Origin of the sequence: Caulobacter sp. LjRoot300 (assembly GCF_964253875.1) — a bacterium.
Taxonomy (GTDB): Bacteria; Pseudomonadota; Alphaproteobacteria; order Caulobacterales; family Caulobacteraceae; genus Caulobacter.
The window spans coordinates 109,440-126,022 of record NZ_CAXUSA020000007.1 but is presented as its reverse complement, the minus strand read 5'-3'; the positions used below and the strand labels follow the sequence as shown (position 1 = coordinate 126,022).

The window sequence follows — 16,583 nt, the reverse complement described above, 5'->3', positions numbered from 1 at the left end:
GGGCGACGGCCTATCGGGCCGAAACCACCTGCACCGCCGCCAGCGCCTGGGCGCTGAGGCCCTTGTCGCCGGTCGCCGTCAGCTTGCCGGCCTTGTCGTCCCAGTGCAGCTTGACGGTCTTGCCCCCTCCCTTTTCATTGGGGCCCTTCTCGTAGGCGTTGGTCACGCCGTCGTCGTCATAGAGGGTGAAGTCGGCGTCGCGACCCGGATAGACCTTCACCGCATTGATCGCCTGCGGCGTGGCCGTGCTCTGGATCGGCGCGCCCATCGGGATGATCGAGCCGGCCCGGACGAACAGCGGGATGGTGTCGATCGGCGCATGGACGCTGATCGTCTGGCCGCCGGTGAACTTCTTGCCGGTCCAGTAGTCGTACCAGTCGGCCCCGGCCGGCAGATAGACGTCGCGGTCCTCGACGCCCTGGTCGGTGATCGGGGCCACCAGGAAGGCGGGGCCGAACATGTACTGGTCGCCCAGGTTGACCACCTTGGGATCGTTCGGGAAGTCCATGAACAGCCCGCGCATGAACGGCGCGCCGGTCTCATAGGTCGAGTGGCCCATCGAATAGAGATAGGGGATCAGGGCGTAGCGCAGCTTCAGGTACTTGGCGATCACCGCCTCGGCCTGCTTGCCATAGGCCCAGACCTCGGTGTCCTTGCGCATGCCGTGCACCCGCAGGGTCGGGGTGAAGGTTCCGTACTGGAACCAGCGGGCCAGCAGTTCCGGATAGTCGTTGTTCTGGCCGACCACGGCGCGGGCGTCGGACGGATCCAGCAGCGGGGCCTTGGTCGCCGTCGTGCTCTGCGGCAGCCATTGCCAGCCGCCGATGTCGTTGCCCCAATAGGCGAAGCCCGAGGCGGTGAAGTTCAGGCCGGTCGGCACCTGGCGCTTCAGCGCGTCCCAGGTCGGCTGGATGTCGGACGACCAGAACAGGCCGCCGTTGCGCTGGGCGCCAATATAGGCGGCCCGGGCCAGGATCAGGTTGCGCTTGTCGGGCCGGTCGCGGCGCGAGCCCTCGGCCACCCCCTGGGTGTGCACCAGCGGGAACAGGTTGTGATAGCGGTCGCCCGAGCCGATCGAATAGAAATAGCCGTCCGGCACAAGGTCCGGCTCGGTCTCGTCCAGCCAGAACCAGTCGAAGCCCTTCGACGCGATGTTGTCGCGGATCTTGCCCCAGAACCACTCGCGGGCCTGCGGGTTGGTGCTGTCGATCAGGGCCCCGGCCCGGTCGCTGCGGAACGGCAGGCCGTCGACGACCTTGCCGTCCTTGTCCTTCAGCAGCCAGCCCTTGTCGGCCAGGTAGTTGAAGTAGCGGCCTTCCTTCTCGAAGCGCGGCCAGACGCTGATGATGCTGTGCACGCCGTTGTCGTGCAGTTCCTTGTTCATCGCCGACGGGTCGGGGAAGGCGGCCGGGTCGATGTCCATCTGGCCCATCCGGGTCCAGTAGAACCAGTCCAGCACCATGACATCCAGCGGATAGCCGCGGTCGCGATAGCCCTTGGCGACGTCGAGGATCTGCTGCTGCGTCTCGTAGCGGGCCTTGGACTGGATGTAGCCGAAGGCGGCCTTGGGCGGCAGCGGCGTGACCCCGGTCAGCTTGCGGTAGCCGGCGTAGATCTCGTCATAGCTGCCGGTGATCACGAAGAACGACACCCGCTCGCCGACGTTCGACTGCCACAGGGTGCGGCCGTTGACGGCCGGATAGACCTTGGTGTCGGAGGGATTGTCCCACAGGACGCCGTAGCCCTTGCTGGAGACCAGGAACGGCACGCAGACCGTCTCGCCGTGCGGGGCGTCGTAGTGGTGCTTGCAGTCGATGGCCCGGCCGCGCAGGTCGAGGATCCCCTCCTGGTTCTGGCCCAGGCCGTAGAAGTGCTCGTCGGCGGTCGTCGAGAAGTTGGCGCCGGCCTGGTAGGTCTTCTCGCCGTTGACGACGTGCGGCGACATTTCCCAGCCGTTCATCGCCACCAGGTCCGAGCCGTCGGCCTTGCGGATCTTGACCGACACCGGCGGCAGGGCCGGCGCGAAATAGCGATCCATCTGCGAGGGCGCCCCGGGCCAGGGCTGAGCGACGACCTCCAGCGACAGAGCGCCGGAGGTGAAGATGTCGGCTCCGGCCTTCTGATCGTGGCGCCAGCCCTTAACATCGCTGTCAGCCAGAAAGCCGTAGCCGGGAGCCCCAGCGGCCAGATCCTTGTCCTGGCTGATGGTCACCCGGACGATGTTGGGGGCGTAGGTCTCGACCGAGACATAGGAGCCGTTGCGGTCCATCACCGCCATCGGCGCGGCCTGAACGGCCATCGGCGCGACCAGGTTGGCCATGACGCCCGTGGCGAGGCTCAAGGCCAGGCCCGAGACCAGTCCAGCCGACCAGCGCCGCGCGCCCTTGTTCAGGCGATCCATCGCTTCCCCACAAATGTTACCGCTATCTATTGGGCGGCATGGCTAGAGATGCGGGCGGCCAGCGTCAACAAGATTGATAGCATCAATGGGTCAGTCGCGCCGCAGCGCCTTGCCGACCAGCGAAAGCGCCAGGCCGACCAGGCAGACGAAAAACGCGATCCTGGCCAGGGCGCCGGCCAGGTCGACGACAAAGCCGAGGACGCCGAACACGATCATCAGGACCAGCAGGATCGCGGCCAACTTGAGCATGAACAAGGAACACAGGTCGCGCGACGACGGTTCCACGGCGATGGCGCTCTTCAGCCCGCCTCCCCTCGCCGGGCCTCGGACGGCGTCGCGCCATGGCGGCGGCGGAACGCCCGGTTGAAATAGGACAGGTCGCCGAATCCCACGTCATAGGCGATGGCGCTGATCCCCAGGCCTGAGAAGCGGGGGTTGCGCAGCATGGCGTGGGCGCAGGCGATGCGCTGGTCCAGAACGAAGGCCGAGAAGCTGGTTCCCGTCAGGTCGAACAGCTTGCGCACATAGCTGGGCGACACGCCCTGGCGGCGGGCCACGGTCTCGGCCGACAGGTCGCGCTCGCGCAGATGGGCCCGCACGTCGGCCTTGATCGCCCGTAGCCGCGCGGCGCGCAGCCCCCTGCCCCGCGCGATCTCTCCGGCCTCGGCAGTCTCGCCCAGGGCCAGGGCGACCAGATCCTGGACATGCGAGGCGACCAGGCGCTGAACGCCGATCGAGCCGCTGTCCGCCGCCTGGCGGACCACGCCCATATAGCCCGCCAGCAGGCGCAGGGCCTCCGTTCCTCGCCGGATCGGACGGACGAAGGCGGACTCGATGTCCAGGACCGACGCGGCCAGCGCCTGGCGCGGCAGGCGCAGGGTCAGGCACCCGGCCGCGCCTTCCAGAGGCCCCGAGGTCGAGACGAGGTCGGCCGCGCTCAGGAAGGCGTCGCCGTCCTCCATCACCATGTCGGCGCCCCGCTGGGAGATCAGCGAGCGGCCGTTTTGGGTGACGCAAAGAGTCAGGTCGTCGCTCTGGCGGGTCAGCGGCCGGGTGCGATGGAACACCGCCCCCTCGCTGATCCCCACGGCCGCGTCCAGTCCGGGTAGGGCCATCAAGGTGACCGCGTTGAAGAACCGCGCGCCGTGCACGGGTTCGATCGCGAACGGCAGGACAGGCTCCAGCGTTTCGCGAAACAGGTTGAGCCGACGCTCCTCCGGGAAGTCGTCGCTCGAGAACCGCCAGGTTCCTCCCGTGGCCGCGCCCTCAGCCATGCCGCCCCCTCGGTCCCGCCTCTCGACCCCGCCCCCTCAACCCGCCCCTCAACCCGGCAGTGTCACAGGGACCGTACACCGGTATCACGGAGTCCAAGCCCTATCATCCCCGCCTTCGCTAGCCTCCAGGCGATCATGCCGATCGCACAATGGAGGGGCGAAATGACTTTGCGGAGCTTGAAAAAGAGCGGCAGGCGCCGGCTGGCGCTGGTCGGCGGCCTGGCGGCCCTGACGGCGGGCTCGACCCTCAGCGGCGCCCAGGCCCAGACCGTGAGCCCACCGGCGACGCCGGCCAGTTGCGTGGAGAATGTCAGCCATCAGCTCGCCTGCGGCCAGGGCTCGGTGGCGACCGGCTCGGACGCCACGGCGATCGGCGAAGACGCCACGGCCACAGGCGGCGGAGGGGTCGCTTTAGGCGTCCAGGCCAACGCCGCGACCTTCGGTTCCACCGCCTTGGGCGGCACGGCGACGGCGACGGGGAACAGCGCCACCGCCACGGGGTTTGGCGCCATCGCTTCCGGCCTTAGCGCGACGGCCAACGGCTTCAACAGCCAGGCGACCGGCGACTACGGATCGGCCTTCGGTGTGAATTCCACCACCCCGGGCGAGAAAGGTTCGGCCTTCGGCTATGCCAGCCAGACCAGCGGCGACCAGGCGAGCGCGTTCGGCGCGAACAGCCAGGCCACACATTTCGCGACCACGGCCATTGGCAGCGACAGCCACGCCACGGGCTTTCGCAGCACGGCCACCGGGGTCGGCAGCTCGGCCAGCGACAACTACGCCTCGGCCTATGGCTCCCAAAGCTCCGCCGGGCTGGGCGGCTCCGCCTTTGGGGGATCGTCCGTCGCCAGCGGGATCGCCGCGACGGCGGTCGGCGCAAACGCCTCGGCCATCGGCCAGGCGTCCTCGGCGGTCGGCAATTTCGCCTCCGCCGGCGGCGGATACAGCGTCGCGGCCGGCGCGAGCAGCAACGCCTCGGGAGAAGGCGCCATCGCCCTGGGGGTCACGAGCAAAGCCTCGGGCGAAGACGCCGTCGCCATCGGCAGCGGCGCCGTCGCCTCGGCGGACAATTCGGTGGCGCTGGGCATCGGCTCCGTCGCCGACCAGATCGGCACCGTCTCGGTCGGCGCGGTCGGCGCCCGGCGGAGGGTGGTCAATGTCGCCAACGGCGTCGGGGCGAATGACGCCGTCAACGTGTCGCAGCTGGTGCAGACCGCCAACCTGCTCGGCAGCTATGCCGACACCCGCTCGGCCCAGGCCTTGGCGGCGGCCAACACCTACACCGACGCCAGCTCCGCCCAGGCCCTGACGACGGCCAACACCTATACGGACACCCAGGCGGCGGCGACCCTGGCGACCGCCAACACCTATACCGACACCAAGTCGGCCCAGGCCGTGACCATCGCCACCACCCAGGCCAACGCCTATACCGACGTCAAGTCGGCCCAGACCCTGACAGCGGCCAACAGCTATACCGACACCAGGCTGGCCGCCTGGAGCCAGGTCAACGACCAGCGCTTCGACCGGCTGGAAACCCGGCTCGACGACGTGGGCGCCATGAGCGCGGCCTTCGCGACCATGGCCGGCAATGGCGCCGGGCGGGGCGCGGGCCTGCAGAACCGGCTGGTGCTGGGGATCGGGACCTATGGCGGCAGCACCGGCGTGGCCGCCGGCTACAGCCGCGACTTCAGCAACCGCGCCGCCTTCAACGTCGGCGTCTCGGCGGCCGGCGGCAAGGTCATGGGCGGCGGCAGCGTGGGCTTCGCCTGGTAGGCTTGCGCGCCCGTCCGCCAAAGAAAACGGCCCCGGAGGTTTCCCTCCGGGGCCATCGACTTGTGCGTCAAAGGCTGACGCCGGCCGGTCCCCCGTGCTTGCGCACGGGGACGTGAATTACTTCACTTGGACGGTGGCGCCGGCTTCGGTCAGCTTCTTGGCGATCTCTTCGGCGACTTGCTTGGAGACGTTTTCGACGACGTTCTGCGGAGCGCCTTCGACCAGGTCCTTGGCTTCCTTCAGGCCGAGGTCCGGACGGACGCCGCGGACTTCCTTGATCACGTTGATCTTCTTGTCGCCACCGGCGGTCAGGACAACGGTGAACTCGGTTTGCTCTTCGGCGGCTTCGGCCGGAGCGGCGGCAGCGCCGCCAACGGCGGCGACGGCGACCGGAGCGGCGGCCGAGACGCCCCACTTTTCTTCGAGCAGCTTGGAGAGCTCAGCAGCTTCCAGGACCGACAGGGTGGACAGTTCTTCAACCAGCTTTTCGAGCTTGGACATGGGTAAGTTCCTTAGAGGATGAGGGATTTATGCGGAGATGACCGTTACGCGGCGTCTTTGGTCGCATAGGCGTTGAAGACGCGAGCCAGTTGGCCAGCCGGGGCCTGCAGGACGCCAGCGATCTTGGTCGCCGGAGCCTGGATCAGGCCGATGAGCTTGCCACGGATCTGGTCGAGCGACGGCAGCGTGGCCAGGGCCCGCACCGCGTTTTCGTCCAGAACGTTCGTCTGGCCCAGGATGCCGCCGACCAGCTTGAGCTTGTCGTTTTCCTTGGCGTACTGGGTGACGATCTTGGCGGCGGAGACAGGATCCTTGCCAAAGGCGATGGCGACCGGGCCGGTGAACAGGGCGTCGCCCTTTTCGCCGATCGAGCCGTCCAGCGCCTTCTGGACCAGGGTGTTCTTCACCACCTGGAACGTGCCCTCTTCCTTGCGGAGGCGGGCGCGCAGTTCAGTCATTTCCGCAACGGTCATGCCCGAATAGTGGGTCACGACGACAGCGCCGGCGCCGGCGAACACGCTTTTCAGCGCCTCGATCGACTCCTGCTTTTGAGCGCGGTCCATTGCGGTCTCCTACTCAATTACAGCGGCCGGACCATTCCGGCAGCCAGATGCGCGTCCCACGCGGGATCGCTCCCGCACGCGAGTTGCATCAAGCCTGTTCCAAGGAAAGTCAGCCGCGCGTCCCATCCCGAGGGGAGGAATTGCGTGGTCTTGTCCATCCCTGTCTCCCGACGGCGAGGAAGGGCTCTTCCTCGATTATGGCGCTGGTGACCCCACGCCCCGCAGTTCTCAAACAGGATCGCCGCCGGGCGAGCCCAGCGGAGAAGGGGCGGCGTATAGACGGTTTGGGGAAGGATTTCAACAGGGCCGGCCGAATTCGCTATTCCTTGCCGCGAAACGGGATCGCGACATGGCCGGGGACAGGCGCAGGCGCCTGTCCCCAATCCTGGGCGCCCCTTCTCGCGAGAGGGAGAGCTCTGGCCTCGCCCCTCATTTCCTGGATAACAAGGAAGATCGCAATCGGGGATCCATCCATGAAGCGCCTGTTCGCCGCCGGCCTGGCCGCCGTGCTGCTCGTCGGCCTCGCCGCGCCCGCCCACGCCGAGCCGCGCTTTTTGCCAATCCCCAAGGCGGTGGTCGCCGATCCGATCCGCGATCCGGCCCATCCGGCCGACATGGTCGTCTTCACGGTCCCGACCGGCGGCGTGCGGGTCAACGCCATGATGTATCTCGCCTCGGGCGACCAGCCGCACCCGACGATGCTGATGCTGCACGGCTTTCCCGGCAACGAGACCAATATCGACCTGATGCAGGCCGTGCGCCGGGCCGGCTGGAACGTGATGCGGGTCAACTATCGCGGCTCGTGGGGCAGCCCCGGCAAGTTCTCGTTCGCGGGCAGCCGGGCCGACGCCGAGGCCGCCCTGGCCTTCCTGCGCGACCCGGCCAACGTGGCCCAGTACCGCATCGACCCGACCCGGATCGTGGTGGCCGGCCACAGCATGGGCGGTTTCATGGCCGCCGACGCCGTCGCCGCCGATCCCAAGGCGGCCGGGGCGATCCTCATCGACGCCTGGGACATCGGCAAGCAGAAGGCCGACCTCGTCGATCCGGCCAAGCGCAAGGCGGCGCTCGAGGACCTGCGCTCGAGCACCCCGCCCCTGGCCGGAACCAGCGCCGAATTGTTGGCCAAGGAGATCGAGACCACCTCGACCAAGCTGGACCTTGAGGCGCTCAGCGCCCGCATCGCCGACCGACCGGTGCTGATGATCGGGGCCGAGCACGCCGGGGCGCCGACCACGCGCAAGCTGGCCGCCGCCGCTCGCCAGGCCCAGGCCCAGAACGCGCCCAAGGGGGCGCTGACCGAAACCTACATGGACACCGATCACAGCTTCTCCGACAGCCGCATCGCCCTGGAGGCCGAGGTGATCCGCTGGCTGGGCCAGTTCGACCCGGCCTCGGCCCAGGTCGGCACGCCGGGGATCCCGCTAAAGGCGGCCTATGACGAGGCCAACCCCTTCGCCAAGATCCTGCGCGGCGAGATCCCCGTGCCCAAGGTCTATGAGGACGACCAGGTCCTGGCCTTCATGGACTACGCCCCGGCCGAGCCGGGCCACGTGCTGGTGATCTCCAAGACCTCCAAGGCCCGCAACCTGCTGGAGATCTCGCCGGCCGACCTGAGCCGGCTCATGGCGGTGGCCGCCCGGGTCGGCCAGGCCCAGGTCGACGGCCTGGGCGTCGAGGGCTTCACGATCGTCCAGAACAACGGCGTCGGCCAGAGCGTGCCCCACCTGCACATCCACGTCATCCCGCGCGTGGCCGGCAAGCCGCTGACGTTCGTCGAGAACGCCCGGGGCGACCCCAAGGCGATCGAGGCGACGGCGGCCAGGATCCGGGCGGCGATGAAACCCTGAAGACTCGGCGAATGCCGGGAGCTGGATTGGGGACAGGCACATGTGCCTGTCCCCGTCCGTTGTGTCCCCGTCCGTTGTTCGGCTAGGCCAGCCGCTCCACCACCGCCCGGGCCGCCGCCACGCCGGTGGCGAAACAGGCCTGCAGCAGGTAGCCGCCGGTCGGGGCTTCCCAGTCCAGCATCTCGCCGGCCACGAACACGCCGGGCGCGGCCTTCAGCTCCAGCCCGTCCAGCGCCTCCAAGGCCAGGCCGCCGGCGCAGGAGATCGCCCGCTCCAGGCCCTGGGTCCCGATCAGCACGATCGGCGCGGCCTTGATCGCCGCGGCCAGGGCGTCGGGCGCGACGGGCAAGGCCATGCCATGCGCCTCACGCAGCAGGCCGATCTCGACCGGCGACAGGTGGGCGGCCTTGCGCAGCCAGCTCGACAGCGACTGCCCGCCGCGCGGCCGGGACAGGCGCGCGGTCAGCTGGGCCAGCGAGACGTCGGGCCGCAGGTCGACCTCCAGCGTCGCCCGGCCACGAGCGTCGATCGCGTCGCGCAGGGCCGCCGACAGCGCATAGACCGCCCCGCCCTCCAGGCCGTAGCCCGCGACCAGGGCGTCGCCGCGCGAGACCCGGCCCTCGAAGCCCAGGGCCACGTTCTTCAGCGGCGTCCCGGCGAACCGCTCGCGGAACATCGGCGTCCAGGCCACGTCGAACCCGACATTGGCCGGCCGGAACGGCGCCACGGCCGCCCCCCGCGCTGTCAGCCGAGGAGCCCAGGCGCCGTCCGAGCCGAGCCGAGCCCAGCTGGCCCCGCCCAGGGCCAGGATCGTGGCGCGGGGCCGGACGGCGCGCGGCCCCTCGGGCGTCTCGAACGCCAGCTCTCCCGCCCCGTTCCAGCCGGTCCAGGTCGAGCGGAGGTTCAGCGCCACGCCGCCCGCCTCCAGCCGCGCGATCCAGGCCCTCAGCAGGGGCGAGGCCTTCAGCGCCTTGGGAAACACCCGGCCGCTGCTGCCGACGAAGGTCGCCTGCCCCAGCCCTTCGGCCCAGGCCGTGAGGTCGGCCGGGGTGAAGGCCTCCAGCATCGGCCGCAGCCGCTCGCTCGCCGCGCCGTAGCGCCCGACGAAGCGCTCGAAGTCTTCGGAATGGGTCAGGTTCAACCCGCCGCGCCCGGCCATCAGGAACTTGCGGCCCAGGGTCGGCATGCGCTCGAACACCGCCACCGACAGCCCCGCCGCGCTCAGCACCTCGGCCGCCATCAAGCCAGCCGGCCCGCCGCCGACCACGGCGACGTCGGGCTTTTCTACCGGCATCAAGCGCGCTCGATATCGGTCAGTGGAAAATCGTCACCCTTGAACAACAACGGAACACCTCGCGTTTTCGCGCAGGCGTAGGCAAAACAATCGCCCATGTTGAGCTTGGCGGGATGTTGCCCCTTGCCAAAGCGCGCGAAGGCGTCGATCGCAGCTCCAGCCTCCGAATGTCCAATAGATACGACGCGTATTTCGGCGGAAATCAGATAGAGTTCCACCTCAGAACGAGCATCGTTTACCTCGATAGCTTTGGCCCGGACCAAGCTACGCACTGTCTCCCAAACCGCGACAGCCGATGTGATCGTCCCGTCGACAGTGGCCAAGCGCTGTTCGAGGAGATCCCTTTCAGGCTCGCCTAGCATGATTGCACAGAGTGCGGACGCGTCGACAAACATCAGTCGCCCGAGAGTTCGTCGAAGAAGGCCTTGTCTGCCTTTAGGCCAGTATTCGGTAGGCGGGCGATGCGGTCGCTGATGGCCCGCATGCGGGCCAACTTCTCATCGCTCGCCTTCCTGTCTGCTTCGCGCGCCTTTCGAACTGCCAACTTGATGGCGTCGGTAATACCCACACGATTGTCTTCAGCATACTGCCGCAGCATGGCGTCGGCTTCAGCATCGCGAACATGGAAGGGCATCGGAAACCTCCGTCTAGCCGAAACATAACATCGGCTAGACGCGCCAACAACTCGGCCCCCGAACGCAAAGCGGGCGCTGGATCGCTCCAGCGCCCGCTCGCTTTGGTCAGTCGAAGGCTTTAGGCGGTGATCGACGCGACGTCGACCTTGAAGCCCGGGCCCATCGTCGAGGACAGGCCGATACGCTTCACATAGACGCCCTTGGCGCCCGACGGCTTGGCCTTGTTCAGCGCGTCGACCAGGGCCTTGACGTTGATCAGCAGGGCTTCGTCCGAGAACGAGATCTTGCCGATGCCGGCGTGGACGATGCCCGCCTTCTCGACGCGGAACTCGACGGCGCCGCCCTTGGCGTCCTTTACGGCTTGGCCGACGTTCGGGGTCACGGTGCCGACCTTCGGGTTCGGCATCAGGCCGCGCGGGCCCAGCACCTTACCGAGGCGACCGACCAGGGCCATCATGTCCGGGGTCGCGATGACGCGATCGAAGTCCATGAAGCCGCCGGCGATCTTTTCGTACAGGTCTTCGGCGCCGACGTGCTCGGCGCCCGCCGCGGTGGCCTCGGCCGCCTTGGCGTCCTTGGCGAAGACGGCGACGCGGACGTCGCGGCCGGTGCCCGACGGCAGGTTCACGACGCCGCGGACCTGCTGGTCGGCGTGGCGCGGGTCGACGCCGAGGTTGACCGAGATCTCGACGGATTCGTCGAACTTGGCCTTGGCGTTGGCCTTCACGAGAGCGATGGCGTCGGCGACGGCGTGGGCGGCTTCACGATCGCCGGTCCAGGCCTGGATGCGCTTGGGTTGCTTGGCCATGGTCTTAGGCCTCCACGATCTTCAGGCCCATGGCCTTGGCGGAGCCTTCGATGATCTTGGCCGCGGCCTCGAGATCGTTGGCGTTCAGGTCCTTCATCTTCTTTTCGGCGATCTCGCGCAGCTGGGTGCGGGTCACTTCGCCGACGGTCTCGCGACCGGTCAGCTTGGCGCCGGACTTCAGGCCGGTGATCTGCTTCAGATAGTGCGTCGCCGGAGGGGTCTTGGTGACGAAGGTGAACGACTTGTCCTGATAGACCGTGATGACGGTCGGAAGGGGGGTGCCCTTTTCGACGTTCTCGGTGCGCGCGTTGAACTCCTTGCAGAAGCCCATGATGTTGACGCCGCGCTGACCCAGAGCCGGGCCGATGGGCGGTGAAGGCGTGGCGGAGCCGGCCTTCACCTGGAGCTTGATATAGCCCAGGATCTTCTTAGCCATTGTATCCTCTCAAGAAAGCCGGGTTTAGCGGCCTTCGCTGTGTGGCCGTGGTGCGGGCTGGCGGCCCTCCCACGGATTTGATCTCGCCCATAACGACGAGCTCGCCCCGGGACAGGGTCCTGGGGCGAAGGCGCGGCATGTAGCAGTCGGGGGGCGGGGAGTCCAGCGGCGGGGCGGGTGAAAGGCGGCGCCGAGCCGACGTTCGAGATGTCGGCAAGGGGCCAATAGCTGCCCTTGAGCCAGCTACAGGAACACGACCTTCCTCATCCTCGGTCAATTTCGCGATAGGCGGCGACTAGGCGCTCCTCGCCGGGACGTCCGGCCAGGGAATTGCCATGCTCCATGCCGATCACGCCCCCATAACGCCGGGACTTCAGCCACCGGACGATCGAGGTGTAGTTGATTTCGCCGGTGGTCGGCTCCTTGCGGCCTGGATTGTCGCCGAACTGCACATAAGCGACCTCGCTCCAGCAGGCCTCCAGCGTCGGGATCAGATTCCCGAACTGAATTTGCGCATGGTAGAGGTCGGCGAGGACCTTCACGGCCGGGCTGTTCAAGGCGCGTGCGATCGCGAAACCCTGCGGGATGGTCTGCATGTAGACGTTGGGATGATCGGTGCGGGTGTTCAGCGGCTCCATCACCATGATCAGGCCCTGTGGAGCCACGATGTCGTTCGCTCGGCGCATCACATCGATGATGCGCGCCGTTTGGATATCCAGCGGCGTCTTCGGATCCAGGAACCCGGTGACCACCGTCATGCACTTGGCGTTCAGCCGCTTGGCCACGTCGACGGACGCACGGATGTCGGCCAGGAACGCGTCCCGCTCCGCGTCATCGGGGCCGCCGAGCACGGGCCGGAACTGAGCCCACTTGGGCATGCTGGCGACGAAGACCCCCATCGTCATGCCGCGTTGCTCGAGCGCCCGCGCCATTCGCTCCTGTTCTTCGACAGGACGGTCCCGCGCCTGGTTGTCCTCCCAGGCAGTGAACCCCTGGTCCGCCGCAAAGGCGATCTGCTCGATCAGTCCGCCGCGGCTGGCGAAGCTGCCCTCATGGGGTGCGAAGGCGAGCGAAAAGCGCGCCGCGTTCGGCCCGCCGCCCTGGGCGCCAGCCAGTCCCGGCGCCAGGGAGGCGGCGGCGCCCGCCGCAAGCACGGTCCGACGACGAATGATCATTTCTGGCTCCCCGGCTAGGCGACGATCGCGCCGGCAAAAGCCATCACACGCCACCCGCTGATCAACAATAGACGCCCAGAGGCTCGGCGCTTCAAATCGCCAGCGGGAGCGACATGGATGGTTATCGGACTCGATGGAAGCCTTATTATTCCTGGGAATCTGCGAGCGAAATCTGGGAGACGCATTTGTCCAGCGACAAGTACCGGGAGGCGCTAAGGGAGATTTCTGAAGACCTTAAGGGTCGATGGCTCGTTGGAGCGCCTAAAGGCGATGCCTACAGGCTGGGGTTTAATTCGGCCCTGTGGAACGCACTGTCCCTTATTTCCGATGTCGCGGAAGGACACGGCATTCAGCTTCACGAGATCGGCCTTGAAGACCTGGACGCTTTGGCGTCCCCGAGAGCTTAGGCGCCCGCCAACGTCCGCGACGGGGGCCAAATCCGTCCTGCGCGACACAGCCGCTCAATGAAAGTCCCGGCTGCGCTGCAGGCGTCCGGACGTCCGCATCCGCACGGTTGGGGCCGGAGCCTCGGGGTCCTGCTTCATCCGCGCCAGCTCGGCCGACAGGTCGGTGAAGCTTTCGGCCACCACGTGGATGACGCCGTCGGCGGCCTGGACCTTGCCGTGGACGATCAGGAACGAGGCGCTCATCACCGTGCGGCGGTGGGCGTCGAAACAGTCCTTCCAGACCACCGCGTTGGCCACGCCGGTCTCGTCCTCCAGGGTCAGGAACACCACGCCCTTGGCGGTGCCCGGCCGCTGGCGGATCAGCACCAGCCCGCCGACGCTGACCCTGCGGCCGTCGCGGACGCCCTTCAGCCGCTCGGCCGGCGTGACGTTCAGCCGCTCCAGCTGGGGCCGGAAGAACCGCAGCGGGTGGGCCTTCAGCGACAGGCTGGTGGTGCGGTAGTCCTCGGCCACCTGCTGGGGCAGGGCCATGGCCGGCAGGGCGACGGCGTCCTCGAACAGCGGCAGGCCGGCCAGCAGCGGCGCCTGGCTGTCGACCTTGACCTCGCCCTTCAGCCCCTTGACCGCCCACAGGGCGTCGCGGCGGGACAGGCCCGCCCCGGCGAAGGCGTCGGCCTCGGCCAGCAGCTCCAGGGCGCGTTGAGAAACCCCGGCCCGGGCGAAGTCGGCGGGCGTCCGGGCGCCGGCGGCGCGGGCGGCCATGACCAGGTCGGCGTCGAGATCGGCGTCCTCCGGCTTTTTCTTCTTCTTCAGCCCCTTGATCTGGCGCAGGCCCAGGCGGACGGCCTTCCAATGCGGACGGGTGTCCTCGTTGGAGAGCTTGTCGGCGGCGATCGGCCTCTCCTCCCCCGTGAAACGGGGGAGGTGGCGCGTCGCCCCCTCGGGCGACGTGACGGAGGGGGCGTCGTGCGGCGACCGGACGCCCCCTCCGTCACGATGCGTATCCGCATCGCGCCACCTCCCCCGCGTTGCGGGTGAGGAGAAGGCGCGATCCTCCAGCGTGCAGTCCCAGTCGCTCATCAGCACGTCCGGGGGCCGCACCTCGACGCCGTGCTCGCGGGCGTCGCGGACCAGCTGGGCCGGCTGGTAGAAGCCCATCGGCTGGGAATTGATCAGGGCCGCGCAGAACACGTCCGGCCAGGCCCATTTGATCCAGGCCGAGACATAGACCAGCTTGGCGAAGCTGGCCGCGTGGCTTTCCGGGAAGCCGTACGAGCCGAAGCCCTCGATCTGCTTGAAGCACCGCGTGGCGAAGTCGCGCTGGTAGCCGCGCGACACCATGCCCTCGACGAACTTGTCGCGGTACTGGCCCGGGTCGCCGTCGTGCTTGAAGGTGGCCATGGCCTTGCGCAGGCCGTCGGCCTCGTCGGGCGTGAACTTGGCGGCCTCGATGGCCAGGCTCATGGCCTGTTCCTGGAACAGCGGCACGCCGAAGGTCTTGCCCAGGATGCCGAACAGCTCGTCGGGCGGGCCATGCTCGGGCGACGGCGCCGGCCACTCGACCGGCTCCTGGCCGTTGCGCCGCCGCAGGTACGGATGGACCATGTCGCCCTGGATCGGGCCCGGCCGCACGATCGCCACCTCGATGACCAGGTCGTAGAATTCCTTGGGCCTCAGCCTCGGCAGCATCGACATCTGGGCCCGGCTCTCGACCTGGAACACCCCGACGCTGTCGGCCTTGGACAGCATGTCGTAGACGCCCTTCACCTCGACCGGCACGTCGGCCAGGTCGGTGATCGGCTGGCCGTGGTCGGCGCGCAGCATGCCGAACGCCCGCTGGATGGCGGTCAGCATGCCCAGGGCCAGCACGTCGACCTTCATCAGGCCCAGGCTGTCGATGTCGTCCTTGTCCCATTCGATGAAGGTGCGGTCCTTCATCGCCGCGTTGCCGATCGGCACGGTCTCGTCCAGCCGCCGCTTGGTCAGGACGAAGCCGCCGACGTGCTGCGACAGGTGGCGCGGGTGCTGCAGCAGCTGCGTGGCCAGGGCGATGGCGCGGGCGATCTGCGGGTTCTTCGGATCCAGGCCCGTCTGGCGGATATGCTCGTCGGGCAGGCCGTCGCCCCAGCTGCCCCAGACGGTGTTGGCCAGGACGGCGGTGATGTCCTCGGTCAGGCCCAGGGCCTTGCCGACGTCACGGATGGCGCTGCGCGGTCGGTAGTGGATCACCGTGCCGCAGATGGCGGCGTAGTCGCGGCCATAGCGCTCGTAGACATATTGCATCACCTCCTCGCGCCGCTCGTGCTCGAAGTCGACGTCGATGTCCGGCGGCTCGCCGCGGTTCTCGGAGATGAAGCGGGTGAACAGCAGGCGGTGCTCGGTGGGGTCGATCGAGGTCACGCCCAGGCAGAAGCAGACCGAGGAATTGGCCGCCGAACCGCGCCCCTGGCACAGGACGCCCATCTCCCGCGCCTTGCGGACGATGTCGTGCACGGTGATGAAATAGTTGGGATAGTCCATCTTGGCGATCAGCCGCAGCTCCTCGCGCAGCTGGTCGGCGACCTTGTCGGAAACCCCGTTCGGATAGCGCCAGGCCGCGCCCGCCCAGGTCAGGTCGGTCAGGTGCTGCATGGCCGTCTTGCCGGGCGGCACGGGTTCGTCGGGGTACTGCTCCTTCAGGTGCGAAAGGTCGAAGCCGATGCGCTCGACGATCTCGAGCGTGCGCTCCACCGCCTGGGGCCAGCGCTCGAACAGCCGGGCCATCTCGGCCGGGGTCTTCAGGTGGCGCTCGGCGTTGGCCTCCAGGTGGAAGCCCGCCTCGGTGATCGTGCAGCCCTCGCGGATGCAGGTCATCACGTCCTGCAGCGGCCGCCGCTCGGGGCCGTGATAGAGCACGTCGTTGGTGGCGACCATCGGCGCGCCGGCGTCGCGGGCCAGTTCGGCCAGCCGCGACAGGCGCTTGAGGTCCTGGGCGGCGTAGGCCCGGCTGGCGGCCAGCCAGACCCGGCCGCGCAGTTCGCCGGTCATGCGGTCGAGGTCGACCTGGAAGGTCTCGTCCAGTCTCGCCGGCGGCACGACCAGGGCCAGCTGGCTGTCGGCGTGCTCCAGGAAGTCCTTCCAGGACAGGTGGCATTCGCCCTTCTCGGCCCGGCGCTGGCCCACGGTCAGCAGGCGGGTCAGGCGGGCGAAGGCCTCGCGGTCGGAGGGATAGCAGAGCAGGCTGGGCGTGCCGTCCATGAAGTCCAGCCGGCAGCCGGTCAGGGCGCGGATTTGCAGGTCCTTGGCCGCCGTCCAGGCCCGCACCACCCCGGCCAGGCTGTTGCGGTCGACCACCCCCACGGCGCTCAGCCCCAGGGCCTGGCCGGTCAGCATCAGCTCCTGGGCGTGGGAGGCACCGCGCAGGAACGAGAAGTTGGTGGTGGCCTGGAGTTCGGCGTAGCGGTGGGCGGTCATGGTTAGATCCTCC

15 protein-coding genes are annotated in these 16,583 nt (G+C 68.3%); 2 read left to right on the top strand and 13 right to left on the bottom strand.

The annotated features are described in order from the left end of the window. Positions 1-10: 10 nt before the first annotated feature. From ACSQ2G_RS21220 to ACSQ2G_RS21210, 3 genes are all read right to left on the bottom strand, one after another. Positions 11-2,401 carry a TIM-barrel domain-containing protein gene (locus tag ACSQ2G_RS21220; RefSeq protein WP_436034270.1) on the bottom strand — a complete coding sequence of 797 codons (2,391 nt, stop codon included), beginning with the start codon at positions 2,399-2,401 and terminating at the stop codon, positions 11-13. Positions 2,402-2,491: 90 nt separating this feature from the next. Continuing rightward, the gene (locus tag ACSQ2G_RS21215) at positions 2,492-2,650 is read right to left on the bottom strand and encodes a hypothetical protein (RefSeq protein WP_436034268.1); all 159 of its coding nucleotides are present in this window, start codon (positions 2,648-2,650) and stop codon (positions 2,492-2,494) included. A 50-nt stretch (positions 2,651-2,700) separates the two neighbouring features. Then, positions 2,701-3,675, bottom strand: coding sequence for an AraC family transcriptional regulator (locus tag ACSQ2G_RS21210; protein WP_436034266.1), 975 nt, complete (start codon positions 3,673-3,675; stop codon positions 2,701-2,703). Between the two features lie 162 nt (positions 3,676-3,837). Between ACSQ2G_RS21210 and ACSQ2G_RS21205 the strand changes: the two genes are divergently transcribed. Next, positions 3,838-5,448: a YadA-like family protein gene (locus tag ACSQ2G_RS21205; RefSeq protein WP_436034264.1), complete on the top strand. Its 1,611-nt coding sequence runs from the start codon at positions 3,838-3,840 to the stop codon at positions 5,446-5,448. A gap of 117 nt (positions 5,449-5,565) precedes the next feature. Here the strand turns inward: ACSQ2G_RS21205 and rplL are convergent, their stop codons facing one another. From rplL to ACSQ2G_RS21190, 3 genes are read right to left on the bottom strand one after another with little or no spacing between them, the layout of a single operon-like run. After that, positions 5,566-5,949 carry a 50S ribosomal protein L7/L12 gene (rplL, locus tag ACSQ2G_RS21200; protein ID WP_028038099.1) on the bottom strand — a complete coding sequence of 128 codons (384 nt, stop codon included), beginning with the start codon at positions 5,947-5,949 and terminating at the stop codon, positions 5,566-5,568. Between the two features lie 44 nt (positions 5,950-5,993). Further along, entirely contained in the window at positions 5,994-6,512 is a 519-nt protein-coding gene (gene rplJ / locus ACSQ2G_RS21195) for a 50S ribosomal protein L10 (RefSeq protein ID WP_310086810.1), read from the bottom strand. Positions 6,513-6,529: 17 nt separating this feature from the next. Next, positions 6,530-6,670, bottom strand: coding sequence for a hypothetical protein (locus tag ACSQ2G_RS21190; protein ID WP_436034261.1), 141 nt, complete (start codon positions 6,668-6,670; stop codon positions 6,530-6,532). A gap of 315 nt (positions 6,671-6,985) precedes the next feature. Between ACSQ2G_RS21190 and ACSQ2G_RS21185 the strand changes: the two genes are divergently transcribed. Further along, positions 6,986-8,362, top strand: a complete 1,377-nt coding sequence (locus tag ACSQ2G_RS21185) for an alpha/beta fold hydrolase (protein WP_436034259.1) — start codon at positions 6,986-6,988, stop codon at positions 8,360-8,362. An 82-nt stretch (positions 8,363-8,444) separates the two neighbouring features. Here the strand turns inward: ACSQ2G_RS21185 and ACSQ2G_RS21180 are convergent, their stop codons facing one another. The 7 genes from ACSQ2G_RS21180 to ACSQ2G_RS21150 all read right to left on the bottom strand — a co-directional run bounded on the left by ACSQ2G_RS21180 (position 8,445) and on the right by ACSQ2G_RS21150 (position 16,570). Next, on the bottom strand, positions 8,445-9,656 hold the full coding sequence (locus ACSQ2G_RS21180; RefSeq protein ID WP_436034257.1) for an NAD(P)/FAD-dependent oxidoreductase: 1,212 nt from the start codon (positions 9,654-9,656) through the stop codon (positions 8,445-8,447). After that, a complete protein-coding gene (locus ACSQ2G_RS21175) occupies positions 9,656-10,051 on the bottom strand; it encodes a type II toxin-antitoxin system VapC family toxin (RefSeq protein ID WP_436034255.1) in 396 nt (131 codons plus the stop codon). Before ACSQ2G_RS21175 ends, ACSQ2G_RS21180 begins: the two co-directional genes overlap by 1 nt. Then, a complete protein-coding gene (locus ACSQ2G_RS21170; protein ID WP_056762596.1) occupies positions 10,051-10,290 on the bottom strand; it encodes a type II toxin-antitoxin system VapB family antitoxin in 240 nt (79 codons plus the stop codon). Before ACSQ2G_RS21170 ends, ACSQ2G_RS21175 begins: the two co-directional genes overlap by 1 nt. Positions 10,291-10,409: 119 nt before the next feature. Beyond that, positions 10,410-11,099 (bottom strand): 50S ribosomal protein L1, encoded by a 690-nt coding sequence (rplA, locus tag ACSQ2G_RS21165; protein WP_028038093.1) that lies wholly within the window; start codon positions 11,097-11,099, stop codon positions 10,410-10,412. A gap of 4 nt (positions 11,100-11,103) precedes the next feature. Beyond that, positions 11,104-11,535 carry a 50S ribosomal protein L11 gene (gene rplK / locus ACSQ2G_RS21160; RefSeq protein WP_007661528.1) on the bottom strand — a complete coding sequence of 144 codons (432 nt, stop codon included), beginning with the start codon at positions 11,533-11,535 and terminating at the stop codon, positions 11,104-11,106. A gap of 263 nt (positions 11,536-11,798) precedes the next feature. Beyond that, positions 11,799-12,710 (bottom strand): hydroxypyruvate isomerase family protein, encoded by a 912-nt coding sequence (locus ACSQ2G_RS21155; protein WP_436034251.1) that lies wholly within the window; start codon positions 12,708-12,710, stop codon positions 11,799-11,801. A gap of 461 nt (positions 12,711-13,171) precedes the next feature. Then, entirely contained in the window at positions 13,172-16,570 is a 3,399-nt protein-coding gene (locus ACSQ2G_RS21150) for an error-prone DNA polymerase (RefSeq protein ID WP_436034250.1), read from the bottom strand. Between the last annotated feature and the right edge of the window lie 13 nt (positions 16,571-16,583).

Coding starts and splice junctions, on each gene's coding strand:
- ACSQ2G_RS21220 (WP_436034270.1), bottom strand. CDS start 2,401: ATGGATCGCCTGAACAAGGGCGCGCGGCGCTGGTCGGCTGGACTGGTC.
- ACSQ2G_RS21215 (WP_436034268.1), bottom strand. CDS start 2,650: ATGCTCAAGTTGGCCGCGATCCTGCTGGTCCTGATGATCGTGTTCGGC.
- ACSQ2G_RS21210 (WP_436034266.1), bottom strand. CDS start 3,675: ATGGCTGAGGGCGCGGCCACGGGAGGAACCTGGCGGTTCTCGAGCGAC.
- ACSQ2G_RS21205 (WP_436034264.1), top strand. CDS start 3,838: ATGACTTTGCGGAGCTTGAAAAAGAGCGGCAGGCGCCGGCTGGCGCTG.
- rplL (WP_028038099.1), bottom strand. CDS start 5,949: ATGTCCAAGCTCGAAAAGCTGGTTGAAGAACTGTCCACCCTGTCGGTC.
- rplJ (WP_310086810.1), bottom strand. CDS start 6,512: ATGGACCGCGCTCAAAAGCAGGAGTCGATCGAGGCGCTGAAAAGCGTG.
- ACSQ2G_RS21190 (WP_436034261.1), bottom strand. CDS start 6,670: ATGGACAAGACCACGCAATTCCTCCCCTCGGGATGGGACGCGCGGCTG.
- ACSQ2G_RS21185 (WP_436034259.1), top strand. CDS start 6,986: ATGAAGCGCCTGTTCGCCGCCGGCCTGGCCGCCGTGCTGCTCGTCGGC.
- ACSQ2G_RS21180 (WP_436034257.1), bottom strand. CDS start 9,656: ATGCCGGTAGAAAAGCCCGACGTCGCCGTGGTCGGCGGCGGGCCGGCT.
- ACSQ2G_RS21175 (WP_436034255.1), bottom strand. CDS start 10,051: ATGTTTGTCGACGCGTCCGCACTCTGTGCAATCATGCTAGGCGAGCCT.
- ACSQ2G_RS21170 (WP_056762596.1), bottom strand. CDS start 10,290: ATGCCCTTCCATGTTCGCGATGCTGAAGCCGACGCCATGCTGCGGCAG.
- rplA (WP_028038093.1), bottom strand. CDS start 11,099: ATGGCCAAGCAACCCAAGCGCATCCAGGCCTGGACCGGCGATCGTGAA.
- rplK (WP_007661528.1), bottom strand. CDS start 11,535: ATGGCTAAGAAGATCCTGGGCTATATCAAGCTCCAGGTGAAGGCCGGC.
- ACSQ2G_RS21155 (WP_436034251.1), bottom strand. CDS start 12,710: ATGATCATTCGTCGTCGGACCGTGCTTGCGGCGGGCGCCGCCGCCTCC.
- ACSQ2G_RS21150 (WP_436034250.1), bottom strand. CDS start 16,570: ATGACCGCCCACCGCTACGCCGAACTCCAGGCCACCACCAACTTCTCG.